At 71.8% G+C, this 20,922-nt stretch carries 18 protein-coding genes; 10 read left to right on the top strand and 8 right to left on the bottom strand.

The annotated features are described in order from the left end of the window. The first annotated feature begins 8 nt into the window (after positions 1 to 8). From ACIBH1_RS23715 to ACIBH1_RS23695, 5 genes are read left to right on the top strand one after another with little or no spacing between them, the layout of a single operon-like run. Positions 9 to 644, top strand: a complete 636-nt coding sequence (locus tag ACIBH1_RS23715; RefSeq protein WP_397316060.1) for a GntR family transcriptional regulator — start codon at positions 9 to 11, stop codon at positions 642 to 644. Continuing rightward, complete coding sequence (locus tag ACIBH1_RS23710) at positions 641 to 1,837, top strand: CaiB/BaiF CoA transferase family protein (RefSeq protein WP_397316059.1); 1,197 nt, start codon at positions 641 to 643, stop codon at positions 1,835 to 1,837. Before ACIBH1_RS23715 ends, ACIBH1_RS23710 begins: the two co-directional genes overlap by 4 nt. 13 nt (positions 1,838 to 1,850) lie before the next feature. Beyond that, positions 1,851 to 3,875 (top strand): hydantoinase/oxoprolinase family protein, encoded by a 2,025-nt coding sequence (locus ACIBH1_RS23705; RefSeq protein WP_397316058.1) that lies wholly within the window; start codon positions 1,851 to 1,853, stop codon positions 3,873 to 3,875. Further along, a complete protein-coding gene (locus tag ACIBH1_RS23700) occupies positions 3,875 to 5,716 on the top strand; it encodes a hydantoinase B/oxoprolinase family protein (RefSeq protein ID WP_397316057.1) in 1,842 nt (613 codons plus the stop codon). Before ACIBH1_RS23705 ends, ACIBH1_RS23700 begins: the two co-directional genes overlap by 1 nt. Next, positions 5,713 to 6,333: an isochorismatase family protein gene (locus ACIBH1_RS23695; protein ID WP_397316056.1), complete on the top strand. Its 621-nt coding sequence runs from the start codon at positions 5,713 to 5,715 to the stop codon at positions 6,331 to 6,333. The genes ACIBH1_RS23700 and ACIBH1_RS23695 overlap by 4 nt, the downstream gene beginning before the upstream one ends. Here ACIBH1_RS23695 and ACIBH1_RS23690 read toward each other — a convergent pair. Further along, complete coding sequence (locus ACIBH1_RS23690; protein ID WP_397316055.1) at positions 6,306 to 7,001, bottom strand: FadR/GntR family transcriptional regulator; 696 nt, start codon at positions 6,999 to 7,001, stop codon at positions 6,306 to 6,308. The genes ACIBH1_RS23695 and ACIBH1_RS23690 overlap by 28 nt on opposite strands. A gap of 59 nt (positions 7,002 to 7,060) precedes the next feature. On the opposite strand from ACIBH1_RS23690, the gene ACIBH1_RS23685 reads away from it, so the two are divergent. After that, the gene (locus ACIBH1_RS23685; RefSeq protein WP_397316054.1) at positions 7,061 to 8,641 is read left to right on the top strand and encodes a class I adenylate-forming enzyme family protein; all 1,581 of its coding nucleotides are present in this window, start codon (positions 7,061 to 7,063) and stop codon (positions 8,639 to 8,641) included. After that, complete coding sequence (locus tag ACIBH1_RS23680) at positions 8,625 to 9,884, top strand: DUF4437 domain-containing protein (protein ID WP_397316053.1); 1,260 nt, start codon at positions 8,625 to 8,627, stop codon at positions 9,882 to 9,884. The genes ACIBH1_RS23685 and ACIBH1_RS23680 overlap by 17 nt, the downstream gene beginning before the upstream one ends. 68 nt (positions 9,885 to 9,952) lie before the next feature. Here ACIBH1_RS23680 and ACIBH1_RS23675 read toward each other — a convergent pair whose 3' ends face one another. From ACIBH1_RS23675 to ACIBH1_RS23645, 7 genes are all read right to left on the bottom strand, one after another. Next, positions 9,953 to 10,684 carry an ABC transporter ATP-binding protein gene (locus tag ACIBH1_RS23675; RefSeq protein ID WP_397316308.1) on the bottom strand — a complete coding sequence of 244 codons (732 nt, stop codon included), beginning with the start codon at positions 10,682 to 10,684 and terminating at the stop codon, positions 9,953 to 9,955. A 2-nt stretch (positions 10,685 to 10,686) separates the two neighbouring features. After that, positions 10,687 to 12,603, bottom strand: coding sequence for an ATP-binding cassette domain-containing protein (locus tag ACIBH1_RS23670; protein WP_397316052.1), 1,917 nt, complete (start codon positions 12,601 to 12,603; stop codon positions 10,687 to 10,689). Then, complete coding sequence (locus tag ACIBH1_RS23665) at positions 12,603 to 13,472, bottom strand: branched-chain amino acid ABC transporter permease (protein ID WP_397316051.1); 870 nt, start codon at positions 13,470 to 13,472, stop codon at positions 12,603 to 12,605. Before ACIBH1_RS23665 ends, ACIBH1_RS23670 begins: the two co-directional genes overlap by 1 nt. A 15-nt stretch (positions 13,473 to 13,487) precedes the next feature. After that, complete coding sequence (locus ACIBH1_RS23660; RefSeq protein WP_397316050.1) at positions 13,488 to 14,678, bottom strand: ABC transporter substrate-binding protein; 1,191 nt, start codon at positions 14,676 to 14,678, stop codon at positions 13,488 to 13,490. Between the two features lie 100 nt (positions 14,679 to 14,778). Further along, positions 14,779 to 16,218: a dihydroorotase family protein gene (locus tag ACIBH1_RS23655; protein WP_397316049.1), complete on the bottom strand. Its 1,440-nt coding sequence runs from the start codon at positions 16,216 to 16,218 to the stop codon at positions 14,779 to 14,781. Then, positions 16,160 to 17,026, bottom strand: coding sequence for an IclR family transcriptional regulator (locus ACIBH1_RS23650; protein ID WP_397316048.1), 867 nt, complete (start codon positions 17,024 to 17,026; stop codon positions 16,160 to 16,162). The genes ACIBH1_RS23655 and ACIBH1_RS23650 overlap by 59 nt, the downstream gene beginning before the upstream one ends. A gap of 27 nt (positions 17,027 to 17,053) precedes the next feature. Further along, positions 17,054 to 17,398, bottom strand: a complete 345-nt coding sequence (locus ACIBH1_RS23645; protein WP_397316047.1) for a hypothetical protein — start codon at positions 17,396 to 17,398, stop codon at positions 17,054 to 17,056. A 106-nt stretch (positions 17,399 to 17,504) separates the two neighbouring features. On the opposite strand from ACIBH1_RS23645, the gene ACIBH1_RS23640 reads away from it, so the two are divergent. From ACIBH1_RS23640 to ACIBH1_RS23630, 3 genes are read left to right on the top strand one after another with little or no spacing between them, the layout of a single operon-like run. Further along, on the top strand, positions 17,505 to 18,716 hold the full coding sequence (locus tag ACIBH1_RS23640; protein ID WP_397316046.1) for a CaiB/BaiF CoA transferase family protein: 1,212 nt from the start codon (positions 17,505 to 17,507) through the stop codon (positions 18,714 to 18,716). Next, a complete protein-coding gene (locus ACIBH1_RS23635) occupies positions 18,716 to 19,516 on the top strand; it encodes a cyclase family protein (protein WP_397316045.1) in 801 nt (266 codons plus the stop codon). Before ACIBH1_RS23640 ends, ACIBH1_RS23635 begins: the two co-directional genes overlap by 1 nt. After that, the gene (locus ACIBH1_RS23630; RefSeq protein ID WP_397316043.1) at positions 19,513 to 20,919 is read left to right on the top strand and encodes an MmgE/PrpD family protein; all 1,407 of its coding nucleotides are present in this window, start codon (positions 19,513 to 19,515) and stop codon (positions 20,917 to 20,919) included. Before ACIBH1_RS23635 ends, ACIBH1_RS23630 begins: the two co-directional genes overlap by 4 nt. Positions 20,920 to 20,922 lie beyond the last annotated feature (3 nt).

Genomic DNA, 20,922 nt, shown 5'->3' with positions numbered 1-20,922 from the left:
ATGTACACATGTCGATTGCCGACAACATCAGGAGCCTGATCCTGGGCGGCCAGTACGCCCCGGGCGACAGGCTCGGCGAGGTCGAACTCGCCGAGGCCCTGGGCGTCAGCAGGACTCCGGTGCGCGAGGCGCTGCGGCACCTGCAGTCCGAGGGCCTGGTGGAGATCGTCGCCAACCGCGGCGCACGCGTGGTGGAGTATCCCCACGAGGACCTCGACGCGATCTTCGAGCTGCGGGCGCGGATCGAGGGCCTGGCCGCCCGGCAGGCGGCCGCCACGGCCACCACCCGCGACGCCGACCACCTGCACGAGGTGGCGGTCTCCATCCGTGACCACGCCGAGCGCAGCGACCTCGACTCCGTCTACCGGCTCAACGCCGAGTTCCACCGCACCCTCGTCCGGCTCGGCGGCAGCACCGTGCTCGCCCAGTCGATCAACTCCCTGATCCACTCCCCCGTCCTGCTGCGCACCTACAACAGCTTCGACGCCGAGGCCATGAGGCGCAGCGTCAACCACCACATCGAGATCGCGGCAGCCGTACACGCCGGAGATCCGGACTGGGCCGAGGCCGTCATGCGCGCCCACCTGTTCTCGGCGCGGGCGTCGCTGCTCGGCCCCAGAACCCCACCCAGGAAGCAGGTATGAGCACCTACCCCCTGGACGACATCCGCGTCGTCGAACTCGGACAACTGCTGGCCGGACCGTTCTGCGGCCAGTTACTCGGCGACTTCGGCGCCGAGGTCATCAAGGTCGAGGACCCGGGTAGGGGCGACCCGATGCGGCAGTGGGGCAGGGAGAAGCCGTACGGCAAGTCCCTGTGGTGGCCGGTGGTGGCGCGCAACAAGAAGTCGGTCACCTGCGACATGCGCACCCCCGAGGGCCAGGACCTGGTCCGCCGCCTGGTCGCCGAGTCCGACGTGCTGCTGGAGAACTTCCGCCCCGGCACCCTGGAGCGCTGGGGCCTGTCCCCTGAGGAGCTCCACACGATCAACCCCAGGCTGGTGATCACCCGCGTCACCGGCTTCGGCCAGACCGGTCCGTACGCTCCCAGGGCGGGCTACGGCTCGATCGGCGAGGCCATGGGCGGCCTGCGACACGTGACCGGCGACCCCGACCGGCCGCCGTCGCGCACCGGCATCTCGCTGGGCGACTCGCTGGCCGCCACCCACGCCTGCGTCGGCACCCTGGTCGCCCTGCACCAGCGCGAGCGCAGCGGCCGCGGCCAGGTGGTCGACTCGGCCATCTACGAGGCGGTCCTGGCCATGATGGAGTCGCTGGTGCCGGAGTGGCAGCAGGCCTCCTACCAGCGCGAGCGCACCGGCCCCGTGCTGCCGAACGTCTCGCCCAGCAACGTCTACCCCACCCTGGACGGCGACGAGATCCTCATCGCCGCCAACCAGGACAGCGTCTTCCAGCGCCTGGCCGCCGCGATGGGCAGGCCCGAGCTGGCGGAGGATCCCCGCTACGCGACCCACGGCGCCAGGGGCGAGTCCATGGACGAGCTCGACGGGATCATCGCGGCCTGGACCGGCGGACTGCCCGCCGACGACCTCCTGAGCACCCTGAACGACAACGGCGTCCCGGCCGGGCGCATCTACACGGCCAAGGACATGTTCGCCGACCCGCACTTCGCCGCCCGCGAGGCGATCGTGCGGGTCCCGCATCCCGACTTCGGCGAGCTCGCCATGCAGAACGTGGTGCCCAAGCTGTCGCAGACCCCGGGCGGCGTGCGCAGCGCCGGTCCGGCGCTGGGCCAGCACAACGACGAGATCTACCGCGGCCTGCTGGGCCTGTCCGACCAGGAATTCGCCAAGCTGCGCTCCGCCCGGGTCATCTGAAAGGACTCCCCCCATGCGATACCGGCTCGGGGTGGACGTCGGAGGGACGTTCACCGACATCCTCCTCATCGACCAGGACACCGGGCGCTCCTTCCGCGCCAAGACCCCGTCCACTCCCCACGACCAGTCCGTCGGCGTGCTGTCCGGCATCGAACAGGTCTGCTCCGAGGCGGGCGTCGCCTTGCCCGAGATCGCCCAGGTCCTGCACGGCACCACCGTGGCCACCAACGCCATCCTGGAGGGCAGGGGCGCCCGCGTCGGCCTCGTCACCACGCAGGGCTTCCGCCAGGTCCTGCAGATCGCCCGCTCGTTCGTGCCCGGCGGCCTCGCCGGGTGGATCATCTGGCCCAAGCCCGAGCCGCTGGCCGCGCTGGAGGACACGGTGGAGGCCGTCGAGCGGGTGGCGGCCGACGGATCGGTGGTGACGCCGCTCGACGAGGACGACCTGCGCGCCAAGCTGCGGCGGCTCAAGGGCGTCGAGGCCCTGGCCGTGTCGCTGATCAACTCCTACGCCTTCGACGGCCACGAGCGGCGCATCGCCGCGATCGCCGCCGAGGAGCTGCCCGGGGTCCCCGTCTCGATCTCCTCCGCGGTGCTGCCCGAGATGCGCGAGTACGAGCGGACGATCACCACGGTCGCCAACGCCTACGTCCAGCCGTACGTCGCCCGCTACATCGACAACATCGACGAGCTCACCGACGGTCAGCTGTACATCCTGCGCAGCGACGGCGGCCTGGCCTCCGCTCCCGCCGCGGCGGGCGGCCCGGTCAACCTGCTGCTGTCGGGGCCGGCCGGAGGCGTGGCGGGCGCCACCTGGGTGGCCGAGCAGGCCGGATTCCCCGACTTCCTCACCTTCGACATGGGCGGCACATCGACGGACGTCGCCCTGGTGCAGAACCTCCAGCCCCGCATCGGCCGCGAGACCACGGTCGGCGACCTGACCGTGCGCTCGGCCTCGGTCGACGTGCGCACGGTCGGCGCGGGCGGCGGCTCGGTCGCGCACGTGCCCGAGCTCACCCGCGCCCTGCGCGTCGGACCGCAGTCGGCGGGCGCGGAGCCCGGCCCCGCGGCCTACGGCAAGGGCGGCGCCGACCCGACCGTCACCGACGCCAACGTCGTGCTCGGCTACCTGCCCACGAACCTGGCCGGAGGGGCGATCTCGCTCGACCGCGAGCGGGCGCACGCCGCCGTCCGCAAGGTCGCCGACGCCATGGGCCTGCCGTCCGCCGAGGCGGCCGCCCAGGGCATCGTCGACATCGTCAACGAGAACATGTTCGGCGCCCTGCGCCTGGTCTCGGTGCAGCAGGGCTTCGACCCCCGCGACTTCGCCCTGGTCGCCTTCGGCGGCGCCGGGCCGCTGCACGCCAACGCCCTGGGTCGGCTGACCGGCTCGTGGCCGGTCATCATCCCGCCCTCCCCCGGCGTCCTGTGCGCGTACGGCGACGCCACCACGTGCCTTCGCGACGAGTCGGCCCGCACCCACATCCGCCGCTTCTCCCAGCTCACCGACGCGGACCTGCGCGCACTGCTGGCCGAGCTCGCCGAGACGGCCTCGGCGAGCCTGGCCGCCCAGGGCGTGCCCGCCGCCGACCACACGGTCGGCTACCAGGTCGACGTGCGCTACCACGGGCAGGGCTTCGAGATCCCCATCGCGATCGACCCCGACATGGACCTGGAGGCGCTCGGCAAGGCCTTCGACGCCGAGCACGAGCGGCTGTTCTCCTTCCTGCTGGCCAACGAGCGCGAACTCGTCAGCGCCCGCGCGTCGGTCAGCGGACCGCGCCCCAACGTGCGCCCGGTCACCCTGGCCGCCGGGACCGAGGACGCCTCGGCCGCCGCGACCGGCACCCACGAGGTGTGGATCGACGGCGGCTGGGCCGAGGCCACCGTCTACGACCGCGCCGCCCTGCTGGCCGGCAACCTCGTCACCGGCCCGGCGATCGTCGTCGAGATGGACTCCACCACCCTTGTGCTGCCAGGACACGCGGCCCTCGTCCACGAGAGCGGCAGCCTGCTCATCCGCCCGATGGAGGCATGATGGCCCAGCTCATCCAGACCGCCACCACCCCGCTCGGGCGCGTGGACGTCGACCCGGTCACCCTCGACATCATCGAGAACGCGCTGCGCAACGCCCGCCACGAGATGGACGAGGTGCTCTTCCGCACCGCCCTGTCGCCCGGCATCCGCGAGCAGCACGACGAGTTCCCCCTCATCGGCGACCCCGAAGGGCGCATGGTGGTGGGCCAGTTCGGCCTGTCGATCCCGGCGCTGCTGGACCGCTTCGAGGGCACCGTCGAGGAGGGCGACGTGCTGCTCACCTCCGACCCCTACGCCTGCGACGGCGCCATCAGCCACGCCAACGACTGGCTGGTGGTCATGCCCATCTACGTCGACGGGCGAATCGTCGGCTGGGCCTCGATGTTCGGCCACATGTCCGACGTCGGCGGCAAGACGGCCTGCTCGATGCCGGCCGACGCCCGCACGATCTTCGAGGAGGGCGTCGTCATCCCGCCCTTCAAGCTGTACGCCAAGGGCGTGCTGAACGAGGACGCGCTGCGCATCATCCTCAACCAGGTGCGCCGCCCCGACTGGAACCGCGCCGACCTCAACGGCATCGTCGCCGCCTGCCGTACGGCCTCGCGGCGGATCCAGGAGTTGTGCGCCCGGTTCGGCGCCGACACCTACACCTCGGCCCTGGAGGCCCTGCTCCAGCGCAACCACGACGCGATGAAGATCCTGCTGGCGACGTTGTTCGAGGACGGCGAGACGCTCACCTTCACCGACTACATCTGCGACGACGGCGTCGGGCACGGCCCCTACGAGCTGGTGCTCTCGCTGACCCGCACCGGCGACAAGGTGCTGCTGGACTTCACCGGATCGGCGCCGCAGGCGCAGGGGCCGATCAACTACTACCTCAACGAGAACCTCGTCCGGATGTTCTTCGGCATCTACCTGATCACGGTGGCCGACCCGCAGATCCTCTGGAACGACGGCTTCTACCCGCTGGTGGACGTGCACATCCCGGACAAGACGTTCTGGAAGCCGGAGTACCCCGCCGCGCTCAACGCCCGCAACCACGGCGTCGGACGCATCTTCGACCTGTTCGGCGGCCTGCTCGGGCAGAAGACCCCCGACCTGCTCAACGCCGCGGGCTTCTCCTCCTCGCCGCACTTCATGTACGCGGGCGAGGGCTTCCAGCTCTACTCGATCGGCTTCGGCGGCATCCCGGGCAGGCCCATCGGCGACGGTCCCGACGGGCACTCGCTCTGGCCGTCGTTCACCAACATCCCGTGCGAGTTCCTCGAGTCGTACTACCCGCTGCGCATCGAGCGCTGGGAGACCGTCGCCGACACCGGCGGCGCGGGCCTGCACCGCGGCGGCAACGGCGTGGACGTCTCCTACCGGTTCCTGGCGCCCGGCACGATCGCCATCCACGACGACCGCTGGCTGACCTACCCGTGGGGGGTCAACGGCGGCGCTCCGGGCGCGCGCGGGCGCAAGTGGATCGAGCGGTCCGACGGCCGGGTCGAGACCCTGCCCAGCAAGATCCACGACGTGCCGGTCGCTCCCGGCGACGTACTGCACTTCGTGACCTGGGGCGGCGGCGGCTGGGGCGACCCGCTGCGGCGCGATCCCGCCCTGGTCGCCCTGGAGGTACGGCGCGGCCTGGTGAGCGGGGAAGGCGCCCGCCACTACGGCGTGGTGTGCACGGCCGAGGGCGCCGTCGACGAGGAGGCCACCGCCGGGCTGCGCGAGGAGCTGGAGCGCACCCGGCCGGAGCCGGCGGTGTTCGACATGGGGCCGCCGCTGGCCGAGATCCTCGCCCGCTGCGAGGAGGAGACCGGCCTGCCCGCCCCGCTCCCCCCGGTGTCGCGGTGATCCGGCCCCACGAGGAGGTGTACGGGCGCTCGCTCCCCTTCGGCGAGCGCCCGGCGCTGCTCCTCGTCGACCTCATGCGCGCCTACTTCGAGCCGGGCGAGGAGCTGTTCATCGGCTCGCGCGAGTGCCTGGAGTCGGCCGCGCGGGTGCTGGCCGCCGCGCGGGCGGCCGCCGTACCGGTCGTGCACACCCGGGTCGCCTTCGGCGCGGGCGGCGCGGACGGCGGGCTGTTCTTCCGCAAGGTGGCGCCGCTGCGGCACCTGGTCGGCGACGGACCTCTGGGCGAGCTCATGCCGGAGGTGGCGCCCGCGGACGGCGAGCTGGTGGTGGTCAAGCAGTACGCCAGCGCCTTCTTCGGCACCACGCTCGCCTCGACCCTGCGGGTCCAGGGCGTCGACACGGTCGTGCTGGCCGGGGTCTCGACCAGCGGATGCATCCGCGCCACGGCCGTCGACGCGATCCAGCACGGCTTCGTGCCGATCGTGGTACGGCAGGCGGTCGGCGACCGTGACCCGCGCCCTCACGAGGCCAACCTCTTCGACATCCAGGCCAAGTACGGGGAGGTCTGGGAGGAGCCCGACGTGGTGGCTCAGCTGGCGCGGTCTATCGCCAGGTAGGTGGAGCGCAGGTGCTCCAGGTGCGCCCCGGCGGCCTCGCTCGCGCCCTTCTCGTCGCCCGCCTCGACGCGGGCGAGGATCTCGCGGTGGTCGCGGTCGACCTCGTGCCAGAACCGGTCGGGCGCGCGCTCACGCAGGAAACGTTCGTCGAGCACCTGGAAGACCGGCTGGGCGACGACCTCGAGCACCGGGTTGCCGGAGGAGCGCAGCAGCAGGGTGTGGAAGCGTTTGTTCGGCTCGTGCATCTCCTCGAACGGCAGCGTCGCCGGGTCGAAGAGCGCGGCGCGCAGCTCGTCGAGGTCGTCCTGGCTGCGCCGCAGCGCTGCCAGGCCGGCCGCCGGCACCTCCAGCAGCGCGCGGATCTCCAGCAGCTGGTCGACGGTGATCCGTGTGTCGGCGGCCAGCAGGTTGAAGCTGGTGTGGAGGTAGTCGCCGATCTGCTCCGGCCGGGGCGCCACCACGAAGCTGCCCCCGCTCACCCCGCGCAGCGTGGCGATGAGGTTCTGGCTGGCCAGCAGCCGCAGGGCCTCGCGCACGGTGCTGCGGCTGACGCCGTAGCCGGCCGACAGCTCGGGTTCGACGGGCAGGCGGTCGCCGGGGCGGAACTCCCCGGCGAGGATGCGCTCCCGGAGGCTGGTCGCGAGCCGGTGATAGGCGGGAATGGACACCCGAGCATCCTAGGCGAAAACGTCAGACTTTCCATTGACGAGCGACGTCGCCACACGACATGATTTTGAAATGGCGTTTCACCCTGTGGAACAAGGAGGTCACGATGCCGCTCCTGCCAGGAGGCGCCCCGCTGTCCATCGCCGGCGGAGTCCGTGAGTTCGGCGCCGCCACGCCCGGCGCGATCGCCGTGGCCGACGGCGACCGGAGGCTGAGCTACCGAGGGCTGCACGACCACTCCAGCCGGCTGGCCAACCTCCTGCTCCGCGAGGGCCTGCGACCGGGCGACCGGGTGGCGGTCCTGCTCGGCAACCGCATGGAATACCCCGAGATCGCCGCAGGCATCGCCAAGGCCGGGCTGGTCATGGTGCCGATCGCGCCGCGGCTCACCCCCGCCGAGGCGGCCTACATCATGGGCCACTCCGGCAGCCGGGCGCTCATCCTGGACAACGCGCTGGCCACGATCGTCGAGGACTGCGCGCCCGCCACCGTGCTGTCGATCGGCGGGACCGGCCTCGGCCCCTCCTACGACGCGATGCTCTCGATGGTGCCCGCCACCGACCCGCGCATCGCCGTCGACGAGCGCGACCCGTTCTGCGTCGCCTACACCTCCGGGACCACCGGCCGCCCCAAGGGCGTCGTGATCAGCCACCGCTCCCGGTCGCTGACCTTCCACGCCGCAGCCCTGGAATGGGGTCTGGGCCTGGGCCGGCGCACGATCGCGGTGGCGCCTATGTACCACGGCGCGGGCTTCGCCTTCGGCTACGCGCCCGTCTTCACCGGCGGATCGGTGGCGATGCTGCGGTCCTGGGATCCGGAGCGGCTGCTCGCCATGATCGAGCGCGAGCGCGCCCAGTCGGTCTTCCTGGTCCCCACCCACGCCCACACGATCCGGGCGCTGGGCGAGGCGGCGCTGCGCAAGCACGACCTGTCGTCGCTCGACACGCTCTACTTCAACGCCGCCGCATTACCCGGTCCGCTCAAGGAGTGGGTGATGGACGCCTTCCCCGGCGTCGGCGTGCACGAGCTGTACGGCTCGACCGAGGCGGGCATCGTCACCAACTGCCGTCCGGCCGACGCGCGCCGCAAGATCGGCTCGGTCGGGCAGCCGTGGTTCATGACCGACGTGCGCGTCGTCGACGACGAGGGCAACCCGGTCGGCCCCGGCGAGCGCGGCGAGCTGTTCAGCCGCTCGCCGTACCTCATGAACGGCTACCTCGACGACCCGGAGGCCACCGCCGCGTGCGTCACCGACGACGGCTACCTCACCAGCGGAGACATCGTGGTGCGCGACGAGGAGGGCTACATCTCCATCGTCGACCGCAAGAAGGACATGATCATCTCGGGCGGGGTGAACATCGCGCCACGCGAGGTGGAGGACGTCATCGCCGCCTTCCCCGGCGTCGCCGAGGCGGCCGTGGTCGGCCTGCCGGACGAGCGCTGGGGCGAGGTGGTGGCCGCCTTCGTCGTCGCCCTTCCCGGCGCGTCCGTGGCGGCCGAGGCCCTCGACACGCACTGCCGCACCACCCTGTCCGGCCCCAAGCTCCCCCGGCGCGTGGAGTTCGTCACCGCGCTCCCCCGCAACGCCGCGGGCAAGATCCTCAAGCGCACCCTGAAGGAGAGTTATGCGCCCCCACGTTGAACTGATCCAGGAAGACGACTACATCTGGCACGGCGCCGAACTCGTCGCCGGCGAGGGCCGCGCCAGCGAGCGGCGGCTCTCGGTGGACGAGGAGGACGGCTCCTCCTCGCTGCGCGTCGACTTCCACACCGACTGGGGTCGCGGTCCCGGCGTGCACCACGCCAACACCGAGTACTACGTGCTCGACGGCTCCATGACGTACGGCGGGCGGCACATCGGCAAGGGCGGCTACGTCCACGCGCCCAAGGGCGTGCCGACCGAGGCCATCACCTTCGCCGAGGGCACGAGGATCCTGCACTACCGGGAGTACGGCGACGCGGGCTTCGACCTGGGAGCCGCTCGCTGGGACAACGCCCGCGAGGAGATCATCGTGATCGACAGCGAGGCGATGCAATGGGACGCGGTGCCCAACCCCGGCCCCATGCCCGGACTTTTCATCAAATACCTCCACGTTGACCCCGTGACCGGCTTCTACACCCGCCTCGTGCACGCCCAGGAGGGCTGGGCCGACCACCGCCTGGCCCACCACCCCTGCTACGAGGAGGCCTACACCGTCCAGGGGCACATGGAGTACAACTTCGGCACCCTCGACCTGGGCACCTACTTCTTCCGTCCCGCCCGGGTCAAGCACGGCCACTTCACCACCATGGAGGGCGGCGCCACCTGGCTGCTGCGCTCCGACGGCGAGCTGCACAACTGGTACACCCAGAACGAGTGGGTGCGCTGGGGCGGCGAGGCGGTCAACTACGGGCCGAACGGCGGGCGCATGCGCTGGTCGCAGTCCACCCACGACCTGGCCTCCCGGCCGACCTGGCGCAGCGAGCGCGACCTGGAGGAGCTGGCCGCGGCCTGGCGCTTCCAGCACGAGCAGGGCCAGCCCGACGTGGAGTACGTGCAGCACGGCATGGGCACGGACAAGAGCCTGATCGCCATCGCCAAGGCCATGGACGCCGCCCGCCTCCAGGGCGGCCACGGCGACCATGAGCACGGACATGAACACGGGCACGACCACTCCCACGACCACTCCGACTCCCACACCCATGAGGATGGTCACGGGCACGGCCCCGACTGGGGCACCGACCCGCGCGACCTGGAGCACCCCGACGAGCGCACCGACGCCCACGCGCACAACTGGGGGCGCGGCAGGACCTGGAAGCCGGGCGACCCCATCCCCGCGCCGATCGTCTCCAGCATCCCGGTCCGCAGCCGCTCGCGCGGCCGCTGGGACGGCGACGGCATGTAGCCCTCAGCGCACGACGATGGGGCCCCTGGTCGACGACCAGGGGCCCCATCATCACGCTGACGCCGTTGTCAGCCGCCGGCAGGCGAGATCTCCCCGCCGAGATAGACGGCCCGCACCCGGGGGTCCTTCCGCACCGCCTCCGACGTGCCCGAGATCGCCACCCGCCCGCGCTCCAGGACGTAGGCACGGTCGGCGAGGTTGAGCGCGGTCGCCGCCTGCTGCTCCACCAGCAGGACCGACAGGCCCCGCTCGGCGTGCAGCCGCTTGATGTAGCCGAACAGCTCGGCCACCTTCAGCGGGGCCAGGCCCAGCGAGGGCTCGTCGAGCACGAGCAGCCGCGGCCCCGACATCAGCGCGCGGCCGACCGCGAGCATCTGGGCCTCGCCCCCCGACAGCGTCCCGGCGAGCTGCTCGCGCCGCTCGTCCAGGCGCGGGAAGAGCGCGAGCACCTCGTCGAGCAGTTCCTGGCGCCGTGCCCGCGAGCGGCGGTGCACGAAGGCGCCGAGCTGCAGGTTCTCCAGGACCGTGTGGTCGGGGAAGACCTGCCGCCCCTCGGGAACGTGGCCCAGGCCCAGCCCGGCGCGCCGCCAGCCCGGCAACGTCGTGATGTCCTTGCCGCCGAGCGTCACCCGTCCCGCCGACGGCTTGATCAGGCCCGACAGGACGCGCAGCGTGGTGGACTTGCCCGCGCCGTTGGGTCCGAGCAGGGCCACGAACTCGCCCTCGCCCACGGTGAGCTCCACGCCGAACAGGGCCTGGACGCCGCCGTACCCGGCGGCCAGGGCGGTGATCTCCAGCAGGCTCATGAGCTCTCCACGAGGTCGGGCCGTCCGAGGTAGGCGGCCAGCACGGCGGGATCGGCGCGGACCTGGGCGGGTGCGCCGCGCGCGATGACGCGGCCGGTCTCGATCACGGTGACCTCGTCGCACACCTTCATGACGAACTCCACGTTGTGCTCGATCAGCACGACGGCCAGGCCGCGCTCGCGCAGCGCGGCGCACAGCCTGGCCAGCGCGTCGATCTCGCCCGGGACCAGGCCCGTGGCGGGTTCGTCGAGGATGAGGACCCGCGGCCGCGTCGCCACCGCGCGCACGACCTCCAGCAGCCGCTTCTGCCCGTGCGACAGGGAGTCCGCGGGCCACTCGGCGCGGGCTGCCAGACCGGCGAAGGCCAGCAGCTCCATCGCGAAGGCCCGCGCCTCCCGCTCGGCGCGCAGGCAGGACGGCAGGCGCAGGACGGCGGCGACCCAGGAGTACGGCGCGCGGATGCCGGTGAGCACGTTGTCCAGCACGCTCTGCCGCTCGAACAGGTGCGGCACCTGGAAGACACGCGTGACCCCCGCGCCCGGCACCGCCCAGGAGGCGGCGGGCGCGGGCTCGCCGAAGATCAGCACCTCGCCCTCGTCGGCGCGGTGGAACCTGGTCAGGCACGAGACCAGGGTGGACTTGCCGGAGCCGTTGGGGCCGATGACGCCGTGAACGGTCCCGGCGTGGACGGCGATGTCGACGCCGTCGAGGGCGCGCACCCCGCCGAAGTGCTTGACCAGCCCGCGCCCTTCGAGCGCAGGGACGCTGGGATCCGCGGCCCGCTCGCCGGCCCCGAAAGCAGCGGGCACCTCGGGGTCCGCGGGCCGCTCGCCGGACCCGAGAGCGGCCGGCATCTCGGGGTCTGCGGCCCGCCCGCCGTCGGCGAGAGCGGCGGGCACCTCGCCCCCCGGCCCGGCCGGGGGCGCCGGGTCGGCCCCGGTGTCTGGGGCGGGCTTGGGGCGGCCGAAGCGGGAGGCCTGCCAGGTGCCCACGATGCCGCGCGGGATCACCATCATCGCCACCAGCAGCGCCACCCCGAGGATCAGGGTCGTGTAGCGCGCGTGGTCCTTGCCCAGCTCCACGATCACCGTGATGAACGCGACCCCGAGGAGCGGCCCGGCGAGCGTGCCGATGCCGCCGAGGAACAGCCCGACGAAGAAGACCAGCCCGTTGTCCAGCAGCCCGACGTCGGGGTTGATGAAGCCGAGCTGCAACGCGTACAGCCCGCCCGACAGCCCGGCCAGCCCGCCGGCCACGCTGAAGGTCAGCAGCTTGGTGGTGGCCGGGCGGATGCCCATGGCCGCGGCCGACTCGGGGCTCTCGCGCACCGCCATCGCGGCGCGCCCGGCCGAGCTGCGCACGAAGTTGCGCTGCACCAGGTAGGCGGCGACCAGCGCGGCGATCACCACGTAGTAGAAGGCCCGCTTGGCCATGCCGGGGTCGACGCCGGTGATGCCGTTGATCCCGCCGGTGACGTCGTCCCACTCGCGGCCGATCTCGATGACGATCAGGTTGGCCGCGAGCGTGATCATGCCGAAGTACAGGTAGGTGGCGCGCAGGCTGACCAGGAGCAGCAGCGCCGAGAGCAGGGCGGACAAGATCACGGCCAGGCCCAGGCCCACCGGCCAGGGCAGCCCGGCCTTGACCGTGACGAAGGCCGTGCCGTACCCGCCGAGCAGTTGCAGGCCGGTGTGGGCCATGGACAGCATGCCGCCATAGCCCATGGCGAGGTTGAGCGAGATGGTCAGCACGGCGGCGATGGCGGCCGAGGCGACCAGGCCGTCGTAGTACTGCGCGTTGTAGCTGTAGTAGTCGGTGACGAACGGCCAGGCGAGCAGCAGCGCCACGACGGCGGCGGTCGCGGCGGCGGACACGGGGGCGGACACGGGGGCGGACCTGAGCGGTCTGGACATCAGTGCGCCTCCATCGGCTTTCCGAACAGGCCGGACGGATAGACGAGCAGGATCAGCGCGAGCAGCCCGAAGACCACCAGGTTCCCGGCCGTCGCGTTGATCTCCGTGCGGACCACCGAGTCGAGCACGCCGACGATGAGGCCACCGGCCAGCGCGCCGCGCGGCGAGCCGACGCCGCCGATGACGGCGGCGGTGAAGCCCTTGATGGTGAAGATCAGGCCCGCCGCGGGCCCGATGAACAACACCGGCGCGGCCAGCAGCCCGGCCAGGGCCGACAGCACGGTGGCGACCACGAAGCTCAGCACGATGATGCGCTGTACGGGGATGCCCATCAGCACCGCGGTGTCGGGGTTGTGCGAGGCGGCCCTGATGGCCCGGCCGTAGGTGCTGCGGCGCAGGAGCAGGTCGTAGCCGGCCATGACCGCCAGGGCGATGGCGACGGTGAGCACGATCTGCCACGACACCTGCTCGCCCGCGAGTGTGAAGCCGCCCTCGGCCATCGGCGCGGGGCGCAGGGCGTCGACGTCCCGGTAGCCGAGCGTGAAGATCGACTGGAAGATCAGCGCCGCGGCGAGGGTGGCCACGATCCAGGCGAAGCGCGAGCCCGACAGGCGCACCGGGAGCATGATCATGCGCTCCGACAGCACGCCCATCAGGGCCGCCAGGGCGAGCGTGGCCAGGATGGCCACCACCCACCCCAGCTTGCCCAGGCTGATCACCTGGTAGCCCACGACCGCGCCGAGGATCAGCGCCTCTCCCTGGGCGAAGTTCATCACTCTGGTGGGCTGGTAGACGATCGCCAGGCTCAGCGCCACCAGCGCGTAGATCGAGCCGGTGAAGACACCGTCGATCCAGGCCTGCAAGGTCATCGGCCGTGCTCCTGCTCAGTTGGGCAGTTCGCGGGTGAACCAGCCCTTGTCGTCCTTGTCCCACTGGTAGAGCCGGATGTCCTGCTCGCCGTAGAACTCGTGGGCCTGGCCCGGCTTGATCGAGTTGCCGGACGGGGTGGTGTCGGCGGCCAGGTCCAGCTTCTCCATGGCGGCGGCGACCTTGTCGGGGTCGGTGCCGCCGGCCGCCTTGACCGCTTCGGCGTAGGCGAAGACGCAGTCGGCGGCCAGGGCGGTGCCCTTGGGCGAGGTCGCTCCGGTCTTGGGGCCGGTGTTGACGCCGTACTTCTGCTCCACGGCCTCGATGTGCTTGCGGTAGCCGGGGCGCCACTGCTCGCGGTCGCGGGTGGGGTACTGGTAGTTCGGCGCGGGGAAGACGATGCCCCTCGCGGCGTCGCCGGCTCCCTCGATGAAGGAGATGTTCTGCGCGCCGGAGCCCGCCCCGATGAGGATGCCCTTGTAGCCCGCGGCCCCGGCGGCGGCCAGCGTCTTGGCGCCGCCGACGTTGCTGGAGTAGAAGATCGCCTCGGCGTCCTTGAAGGCGTCCATGTAGGCGCTGTGGCTCTGGTCGTCGGGCCGGGTGGACTGGAATCCGAGGTAGGTCATCCCGGCCCCGCCGGCCTCCTTGCCGAGGATGGCGTCGACCGACTTGCCGGTGTCGTCGCCTTCGTAGATCAGGCCGACGTTCTTGACGCCCTTGCTCTTGAGGTATCCCAGGGCCTTGGCGACGTCGAGCTCGGTGGCGTCCTGGGAGCGGAAGCCGTAGCCGAGTTCGGCGAAGCTGCCCGAGGCGACGCCGGGCTGGCAGTTGATCTTCTTGTTCTGCTCGAAGACGCCCTTGGCCGCGTTGTAGAAGGCGGTGAGCGACGGGCCGACGACCAGCTTGATCTGCTGGTCACCGGCCAGTTCCGTGGCCGCCTGCACGGCCTTGCCGGGGTCGAGGCCGCTGTCGCGGGTGACCAGCTGGAGCTGGGATCCGTCGATGCCACCCGCCGCGTTCAACCGGTCGATCTCCACCTGGATGGAGTTCTGCTGGGAGATGCCCAGGACGGCCAGCGGCCCGCTCATCGGCCCGATGAGGCCGATCTTGACCGGGGGCTTGCCCCCGGCCTCCTTGCCGGAGCAGCCGGTCGCGGTCAGGGCGACAGCGACCGACAGCACCACGATTCCGACAGTTGACTTGTGCACGCCGGGCCTCCAATCCCAGTCGACGTTCCGCTTATAGGAACGCCGTTTCAGCATGGTGGCCCCGGCCCTCCTGCACTGTCAATAGGTCAGACGTTTCGGCTCAGTTGCGCTGGAGATAGGCTCCCGCCGGCTCGCCGACCACCTCGCCGTCGCGGTAGGCGACGCGCCCGCCGACCACCGTCGCCACCGGCCAGCCGGTGACCTCGGCGCCCTCGAACGGGCAGTGGTCCTGCGCCGACAGCAGCAGGTCGGTGGTGACGGTCCTGGTCAATTCCGGGTCGACCACGGTCAGGTCGGCGTCGAAGCCGACCGCCAGGCTGCCCTTGCGGCCCCACAGGTTGTAGGCCTTGGCCGGATTGGCCGAGGCCACCTCGGCGATCCTGGTGAGGGGGATGCCCCGGCGCAGGTGGCCCTCGGAGACCAGCACGGGGTAGAGCAGCGCCGTTCCGCCGAATCCGGGCCGGGCCGGCCACAGCTGGTCGCCCTTGTGCTCCTCCATGCAGCAGGCGTGGTCGGAGGCCACCCAGCCCACCGCGCCGTCGCGCACGCCGCGCCACAGCGCCTCGTTGTGCTCGCGGGTGCGGATCGGCGGGTTGACCTTGCCGCCCAGCCCGCCTCGCGCGTCGAGCTCGTCGTGGTCCAGGCACAGGTGGTGCAGCGTGGTCTCGAACCTCATGTCCACGTGGCCGTACAGGTCGCGCGCGGTGACCGCGGCCGCCAGCGCGTCGGCGCTCGACAGGTGGAGCAGGTTGAGGTTGGTGCCGGTGTGGCTGGCCAGCGTGGTCGCCTCGGCGATCGCCACCCGCTCGGTCAGCGGCGGACGGCCCTCGCTGTAGGCGCGCAGGTTCTGCGGGGCGCCGCTGCGCTGGACGCGGTCGATGAAGACCCGCATCAGCTCCGACTGCTCGCAGTGCAACGACAGCGACAGCCGTACGTCGGGACGGGCGGCCTGGACCGCGGCGAGCTGCTCCATGATCAGGAAGAGGTGGCCGAGGTCGTACTCGTCGCCCATGGTGAAGGCCTGCGCGTCGCGGCTGTTGGCCGCCAGGTCGAAGCCCTTGTAGAACATGTAGTACTTGTAGGAGGTGATCCCGTGCTCCTCCACGAGCTGCGGGATCTCGCCGATCTGCTCGACCGTCATCGGGGCCAGGTGGAAGCCGTAGTCGGTGAAGCAGCGCCCGGCCACCGCGTCGAGCACCTCGGGGAAGATCTGCTTGTACGGGCCGGTCCTGTCGAGGTAGTGCTGCCCGGTGCGGAAGTACGACAGGACCGTCGTGGCCCCGCCGACCAGCGACGAGCGGGTCTCCTCGAAGGCGTCCAGCGCCATGTCGCGGTAGATGCCGATGTGGAAGTGCGCGTCGACGGCGCCCGGCAGCACGATCTTGCCGGAGGCGTCGATGACCTCGGCGGCCTCGGAGGCGGGGATCTCCGTGGCGATGGCGGCGACCTTGCCGCCTGACACGGCCAGGTCCGCGCGGATCTCACCGTGATAGGGAAGGACGATCAGCCCGCCCTTGACGAGCAGGTCGTAGCGGTGCATCAGGGGATTCCTTTCGAAAACCGAGCTGGGCGGAGAGCCGGTCGGAGGCCTCCAGGAGCGCGGCCGCGCACGCGTCGGCCTCGCCGATGAATCGTTCCGCCGGCCCGCAGACGCTGACGACGGCGGCGGGCCGGCCATGGTGGTCGAGGATCGGGGCGGCGACGGAGGCGGCCCCGCTCTGCCGTTCCGAGATGGACATGGCGTAGCCGCGGCGCCGGATGAGCGCCAGTTCGGTGCGCAGCCGGTCGTGGTCGGTGACCGTCGAGGCGGTCAGGGGGACGAGGGGGTTGCTCAGGTAATCAGCGATCTCGTCGTCGGCCAGGAAGGCGAGGAAGGCCTTGGACGACCCGCCGGCGTGCAGGGGGTACGGCACGCCGAGCGACACCGACATGATCACCTCGCGCTGGGGCGTCACCTGGTCGATGTAGACCCTGGTGTCGCCGGTGCGGATCGACAACGTCGCCGTCTCCTGGGTCCGCCTGCTCAGGTCGATGAGCTCGGGGGCGGCCAGCCGTCGCACGTCGATCCGGTCGAGGTAGGCCAGGCCGAGTCGCATCGCCGTCAGGCCGAGGGAGTAGCGCCTGCTCTCCTCGTCGAGGTCGACGAGCCCCCTGGTGCGGAGCGAGGCCAGGACCCGGTGCACGGCCGCCTTGGACATGCCCAGGCTCTCGGCGATCTCGGTGACGCCGAGCGTGAGCGCTCCCGACTCCGCGAACAGGACGAGGACGTCGGCGGCGCGCTCGACCGTGGCGACGGTCTGGCTGCCCACGTCGTTGGCGGCGCGTTCAACAGGCACGTTGGCAGGCATGTCGGCTCCTCAGCCTCGCAGATCCCGTCACTCGCGCCGGAATCCGACGGTGACGGGAGGGTCGGTCATGATCCTCGTGTCGAGGAAATCCCACCACTCCTCCTGGGAGACCCGCTCGGATTCCCAGGAGGTGTCGGCCTTGAGCGTGCCCAGGGCCGCCCGGTAGGCGCCCCACGCGGCCTCGTCCTCGAAGGCCGCCCAGTTCTCCAGCGTGTAGACGTCGCCGATCACGCTGTAGTACCAGCGCACCTCCTTGACCATGGGCAGGTCGCGGTAGAACCAGCGTTCCCGGTCCTCCAGCCACGCCCAGAACGCCTTCATGTCCCGGCGCGCCCGCGGCGACAGTCGCATCCGGTAGACGAGATAGAGCATTAGAGTTTCCCATCACGTGACACTGTTTCCTTCTGATGGACCAGCCCGCCCATCATTGAGTACAGTTTGAAACATCATTCCGCAAAACGGAACACTCGCCCTGGAGTTGTGCGTGCAGAACGGATCAGTCGCCGGCCCGCTCGACGGCATCGTGGTTCTCGACGTGGCCACGCTCTTCGCCGGGCCGCTGGCCGCGACGGTGCTGGGCGACTACGGCGCCGAGGTGATCAAGGTCGAGCATCCCCGCCACGGCGACCCCTCCCGCAAGCACGGCCACACCAAGGACGGGGTGGGCCTGTGGTGGAAGATGCTCTCGCGCAACAAGAAGGCCGTCACCTGCGACCTGGGCACCGCCGAGGGCGCCGCGCTGATCCTGCGCCTGGCGGCCGGAGCCGACGTGCTGATCGAGAACTTCCGGCCCGGCACCCTCGAACGCTGGGGCCTGTCACCCGAACGGCTCCACGATGCCAACCCGCGCCTGGTGATCGCCAGGGTGACCGGGTTCGGGCAGGCCGGGCCGTACGCGCACCGGCCGGGGTTCGGCACCCTCGCCGAGGCGATGAGCGGGTTCGCGGCGGTCACCGGAGAACCCGACGGGCCGCCCACGCTGCCCCCGTTCGGCCTGGCCGACGGGGTCTCCGCGCTCACCTGCGCCAACGCGGTGACGATGGCGCTGTACGAACGTGAACGGTCGGGGCGCGGCCAGGTGATCGACCTGGCCATCATCGAGCCTCTGCTGACCCTGCTCGGCCCACAGCCCCTGTGGTGGGACCAGCTCGGCGTGCTCCAGGAACGCACCGGCAACCGCAGCGTCAACAACGCGCCGCGCAACACCTACCGCACCCGCGACGGCCGCTGGGTCGCCGTCTCCACCTCCTCGCAGAACATCGCCGAGCGGGTGATGCGCCTGGTCGGCCACCCCGAGGTGATCGAGGAGCCGTGGTTCGCCGGAGGCGCCGACCGGGCCAGGCACGCCGACCTGCTGGACGCCCACGTCGGCGGGTGGATCGCCGAGCGCGACCTGGACGAGGTGGTGGCCGCCTTCGAGCGGGCGCAGGCGGCCGTCGCGCCGATCTACGACATCCGCGACGTCTTCGACGACCCCCAGTACCGCGCCCTCGACACGATCACCACCGTCGACGACGCCGAACTCGGCCCGCTGCGCATGCAGAACGTGCTGTTCCGCCTGTCACGCACCCCCGGATCGATCCGCTGGGCCGGTCCGCCGATGGGTGCGCACAACGACGAGGTGTACGGCTCCCGCCTGGGACTGGACGCCGACGAGATCGCGCGGTTGCGCGAGAAGGGTGTGATCTGATGACCCTGTGGAGCGCCGTGGCGGCCGCCACAGTGTTCGATCTCGCGCAGCCCATGCGCAAGGGCATGCCGCAGTCGCCCAACCATCCGCCCTTCCGCATGGCGCTCGAACGACGCCACGGCGACCTGGTCCGCCCCGACGGCGGCTCGGCCGCCAACGAGGTCATCGTCACCGGCGGCCACGTCGGCACCCACGTCGACGCGCTGGCGCACGTCTCGCAGGAAGGGCGGCTGTACGGCGGGCTCGACGCGGCCGAGCTCACCTCGCACGAGGGCTTCGGCGCGCTCGGCATCGACGAGTTCGCCCCCTACGCAGGACGCTGCGTGCTCCTGGACGTCGCCGCCGCGCACGGGGTGCCGGTGCTGCCCGCCGGATACGAGATCACCCCGGAGGACCTGGACAAGGCGGCCGCCGGGGTGGAGATCCAGGAGGGCGACGCCGTCCTGATCGGCACCGGCTGGTCCCGCCTGTGGGACGACGGCCCGGCCTTCGTCGGGCACCAGGACGGCGTTCCCGGCCCCGGCGAGCGGGCCGGGCGCTGGCTGGCCGAACGCTCACCCCGCCTGGTCGGCGGCGAGACCATCGCCTTCGAGCACATCGCGCCCGGCCGCGGCCACGCCACCCTGCCGGTGCACAGGATCCTGCTGGTGGAGTCGGGCATCAACATCGTCGAGACCATGCGCCTGGCCGACCTCCTCGACGCGGGCGCCCGGGAGTTCCTGCTGGTCCTGGCGCCACTCCCGATCGTCGGGGCCACCGGCGCGCCCGTCCGCCCCCTGGCCTTCGTGAGCGCCGCATGACCACTCACGTGCAGCGGCTGGCGGCGTTCGCCGCCGGATGCCGGGACGACGGCGTGCCCGCCGCCATCGGCGACGACGTGACCAGCCGGATCCTCGACGTCCTGGGCAACTGCCTGGCCGCCTACGGCGAGCCCGACGGCGACGCGGGTCCCGCCGTCCTGCGCGCCGTGCGCCGCTGGGGCGGCACGCCAGAGTCCACCACGATCGGCAGCGGCGACCGGCTGCCCGCGCCCTCGGCCGCGCTGGTCAACGGCACGCTCGCGCACGCGCTCGACTTCGACGACACCCACCTGCCCTCCGTGCTCCACCCCAGCGCCCCCGTCGTCCCGGCCGCCCTGGCCGCCGCCGAGGCCGCCGGCGCGAGCGGAGCCGGGCTGATCGCCGCCGTCGCCGCCGGCATCGAGGTGTGCAACCGGCTCGGCATGGCCTCCTACCTGCCCGAGGCCCGCAACTCCCTCTTCTTCGAGAACGGGCAGCACGCCACCTCCATCTGCGGCACCATCGGCGCCGCCGTCGCGGCCGGGCTCGTCACCGGCCTCGACTCCGAAGGGATCGCCCACGCCGCGGGCATCGCCGCGAGCATGGGCTCCGGCCTGCTCGAGGCCAACCGCACCGGAGGCACCGTCAAGCGCGCGCACTGCGGCTGGGCCGCCCACGCGGGCGTCTCTGCCGCGGTCATGGCCGCCGAGGGGCTGACCGGGCCGCCGACCGTGCTGGAGGGCAGGTTCGGCTTCTTCCAGGCGTGGATCGGCGGGCGCTTCGACTCCGAGGCGCTGCTGTCGGGGCTGGGCGAGCGGTGGGAGCTGACACGCACGGTCTACAAGCCCTACCCGTCGAACCACTTCACGCATCCGGCCATCGACTGCGCCCTCGCCCTGCGCGCCCAGGGAGTGGACCCGGCCCAGATCGAGGAGATCGAGCTGGGGGTGCCCGCGCCGGTGCTGCGCACCATCGCCGAGCCGTACGAGGAGAAGATCCGGCCGCGCTCGCCCTACCACGCGAAGTTCTCCGGGCCCTACACCGTGGCGGCCGCGCTGCTGGGCGGGGGCGGGCTCGGGCTGGCGCTCGACGACTTCGCCCGGCTGGACCCCGAGCGGCTCGCCCTGGCCGCCCGGGTACGGTGCGTGGCCGACGAGCGGGCCTCGGAGATCTTCCCCACGGCCTTCCCCGCCGTGGTGCGGCTGCGGATGAAGGACGGCTCGACCAGGGAGCACCGCGTCGACTCCTCGCGCGGCGGGCCCGAGCATCCGCTCTCGCACGAGGATCAGGCCGCGAAGTTCCGCTCCAACGCCGGCCGCGTGCTGGCGGAGGGACAGGTCGAGGAGCTGATCGCCACCGCCCGCGGACTCCCGGACGCGGCCTCCGTGGCGGAGCTGGCCGAGCTGACGGTGGTGCGTAAATAGGAC

It is taken from the genome of Nonomuraea sp. NPDC050663 (assembly GCF_044456985.1).
GTDB lineage: Bacteria > Actinomycetota > Actinomycetes > Streptosporangiales > Streptosporangiaceae > Nonomuraea.
The sequence above is the reverse complement of the archived record's forward strand: the minus strand, read 5'-3'. Positions and strand labels throughout refer to the sequence as shown.

Bases quoted from the DNA above. Each gene is read 5' to 3' on its own strand.
- ACIBH1_RS23715 (WP_397316060.1), top strand. From the start codon at position 9: ATGTCGATTGCCGACAACATCAGGAGCCTGATCCTGGGCGGCCAGTAC.
- ACIBH1_RS23710 (WP_397316059.1), top strand. From the start codon at position 641: ATGAGCACCTACCCCCTGGACGACATCCGCGTCGTCGAACTCGGACAA.
- ACIBH1_RS23705 (WP_397316058.1), top strand. From the start codon at position 1,851: ATGCGATACCGGCTCGGGGTGGACGTCGGAGGGACGTTCACCGACATC.
- ACIBH1_RS23700 (WP_397316057.1), top strand. From the start codon at position 3,875: ATGGCCCAGCTCATCCAGACCGCCACCACCCCGCTCGGGCGCGTGGAC.
- ACIBH1_RS23685 (WP_397316054.1), top strand. From the start codon at position 7,061: ATGATTTTGAAATGGCGTTTCACCCTGTGGAACAAGGAGGTCACGATG.
- ACIBH1_RS23680 (WP_397316053.1), top strand. From the start codon at position 8,625: ATGCGCCCCCACGTTGAACTGATCCAGGAAGACGACTACATCTGGCAC.
- ACIBH1_RS23670 (WP_397316052.1), bottom strand. From the start codon at position 12,603: ATGTCCAGACCGCTCAGGTCCGCCCCCGTGTCCGCCCCCGTGTCCGCC.
- ACIBH1_RS23665 (WP_397316051.1), bottom strand. From the start codon at position 13,472: ATGACCTTGCAGGCCTGGATCGACGGTGTCTTCACCGGCTCGATCTAC.
- ACIBH1_RS23655 (WP_397316049.1), bottom strand. From the start codon at position 16,218: ATGCACCGCTACGACCTGCTCGTCAAGGGCGGGCTGATCGTCCTTCCC.
- ACIBH1_RS23650 (WP_397316048.1), bottom strand. From the start codon at position 17,026: ATGCCTGCCAACGTGCCTGTTGAACGCGCCGCCAACGACGTGGGCAGC.
- ACIBH1_RS23645 (WP_397316047.1), bottom strand. From the start codon at position 17,398: ATGCTCTATCTCGTCTACCGGATGCGACTGTCGCCGCGGGCGCGCCGG.
- ACIBH1_RS23635 (WP_397316045.1), top strand. From the start codon at position 18,716: ATGACCCTGTGGAGCGCCGTGGCGGCCGCCACAGTGTTCGATCTCGCG.
- ACIBH1_RS23630 (WP_397316043.1), top strand. From the start codon at position 19,513: ATGACCACTCACGTGCAGCGGCTGGCGGCGTTCGCCGCCGGATGCCGG.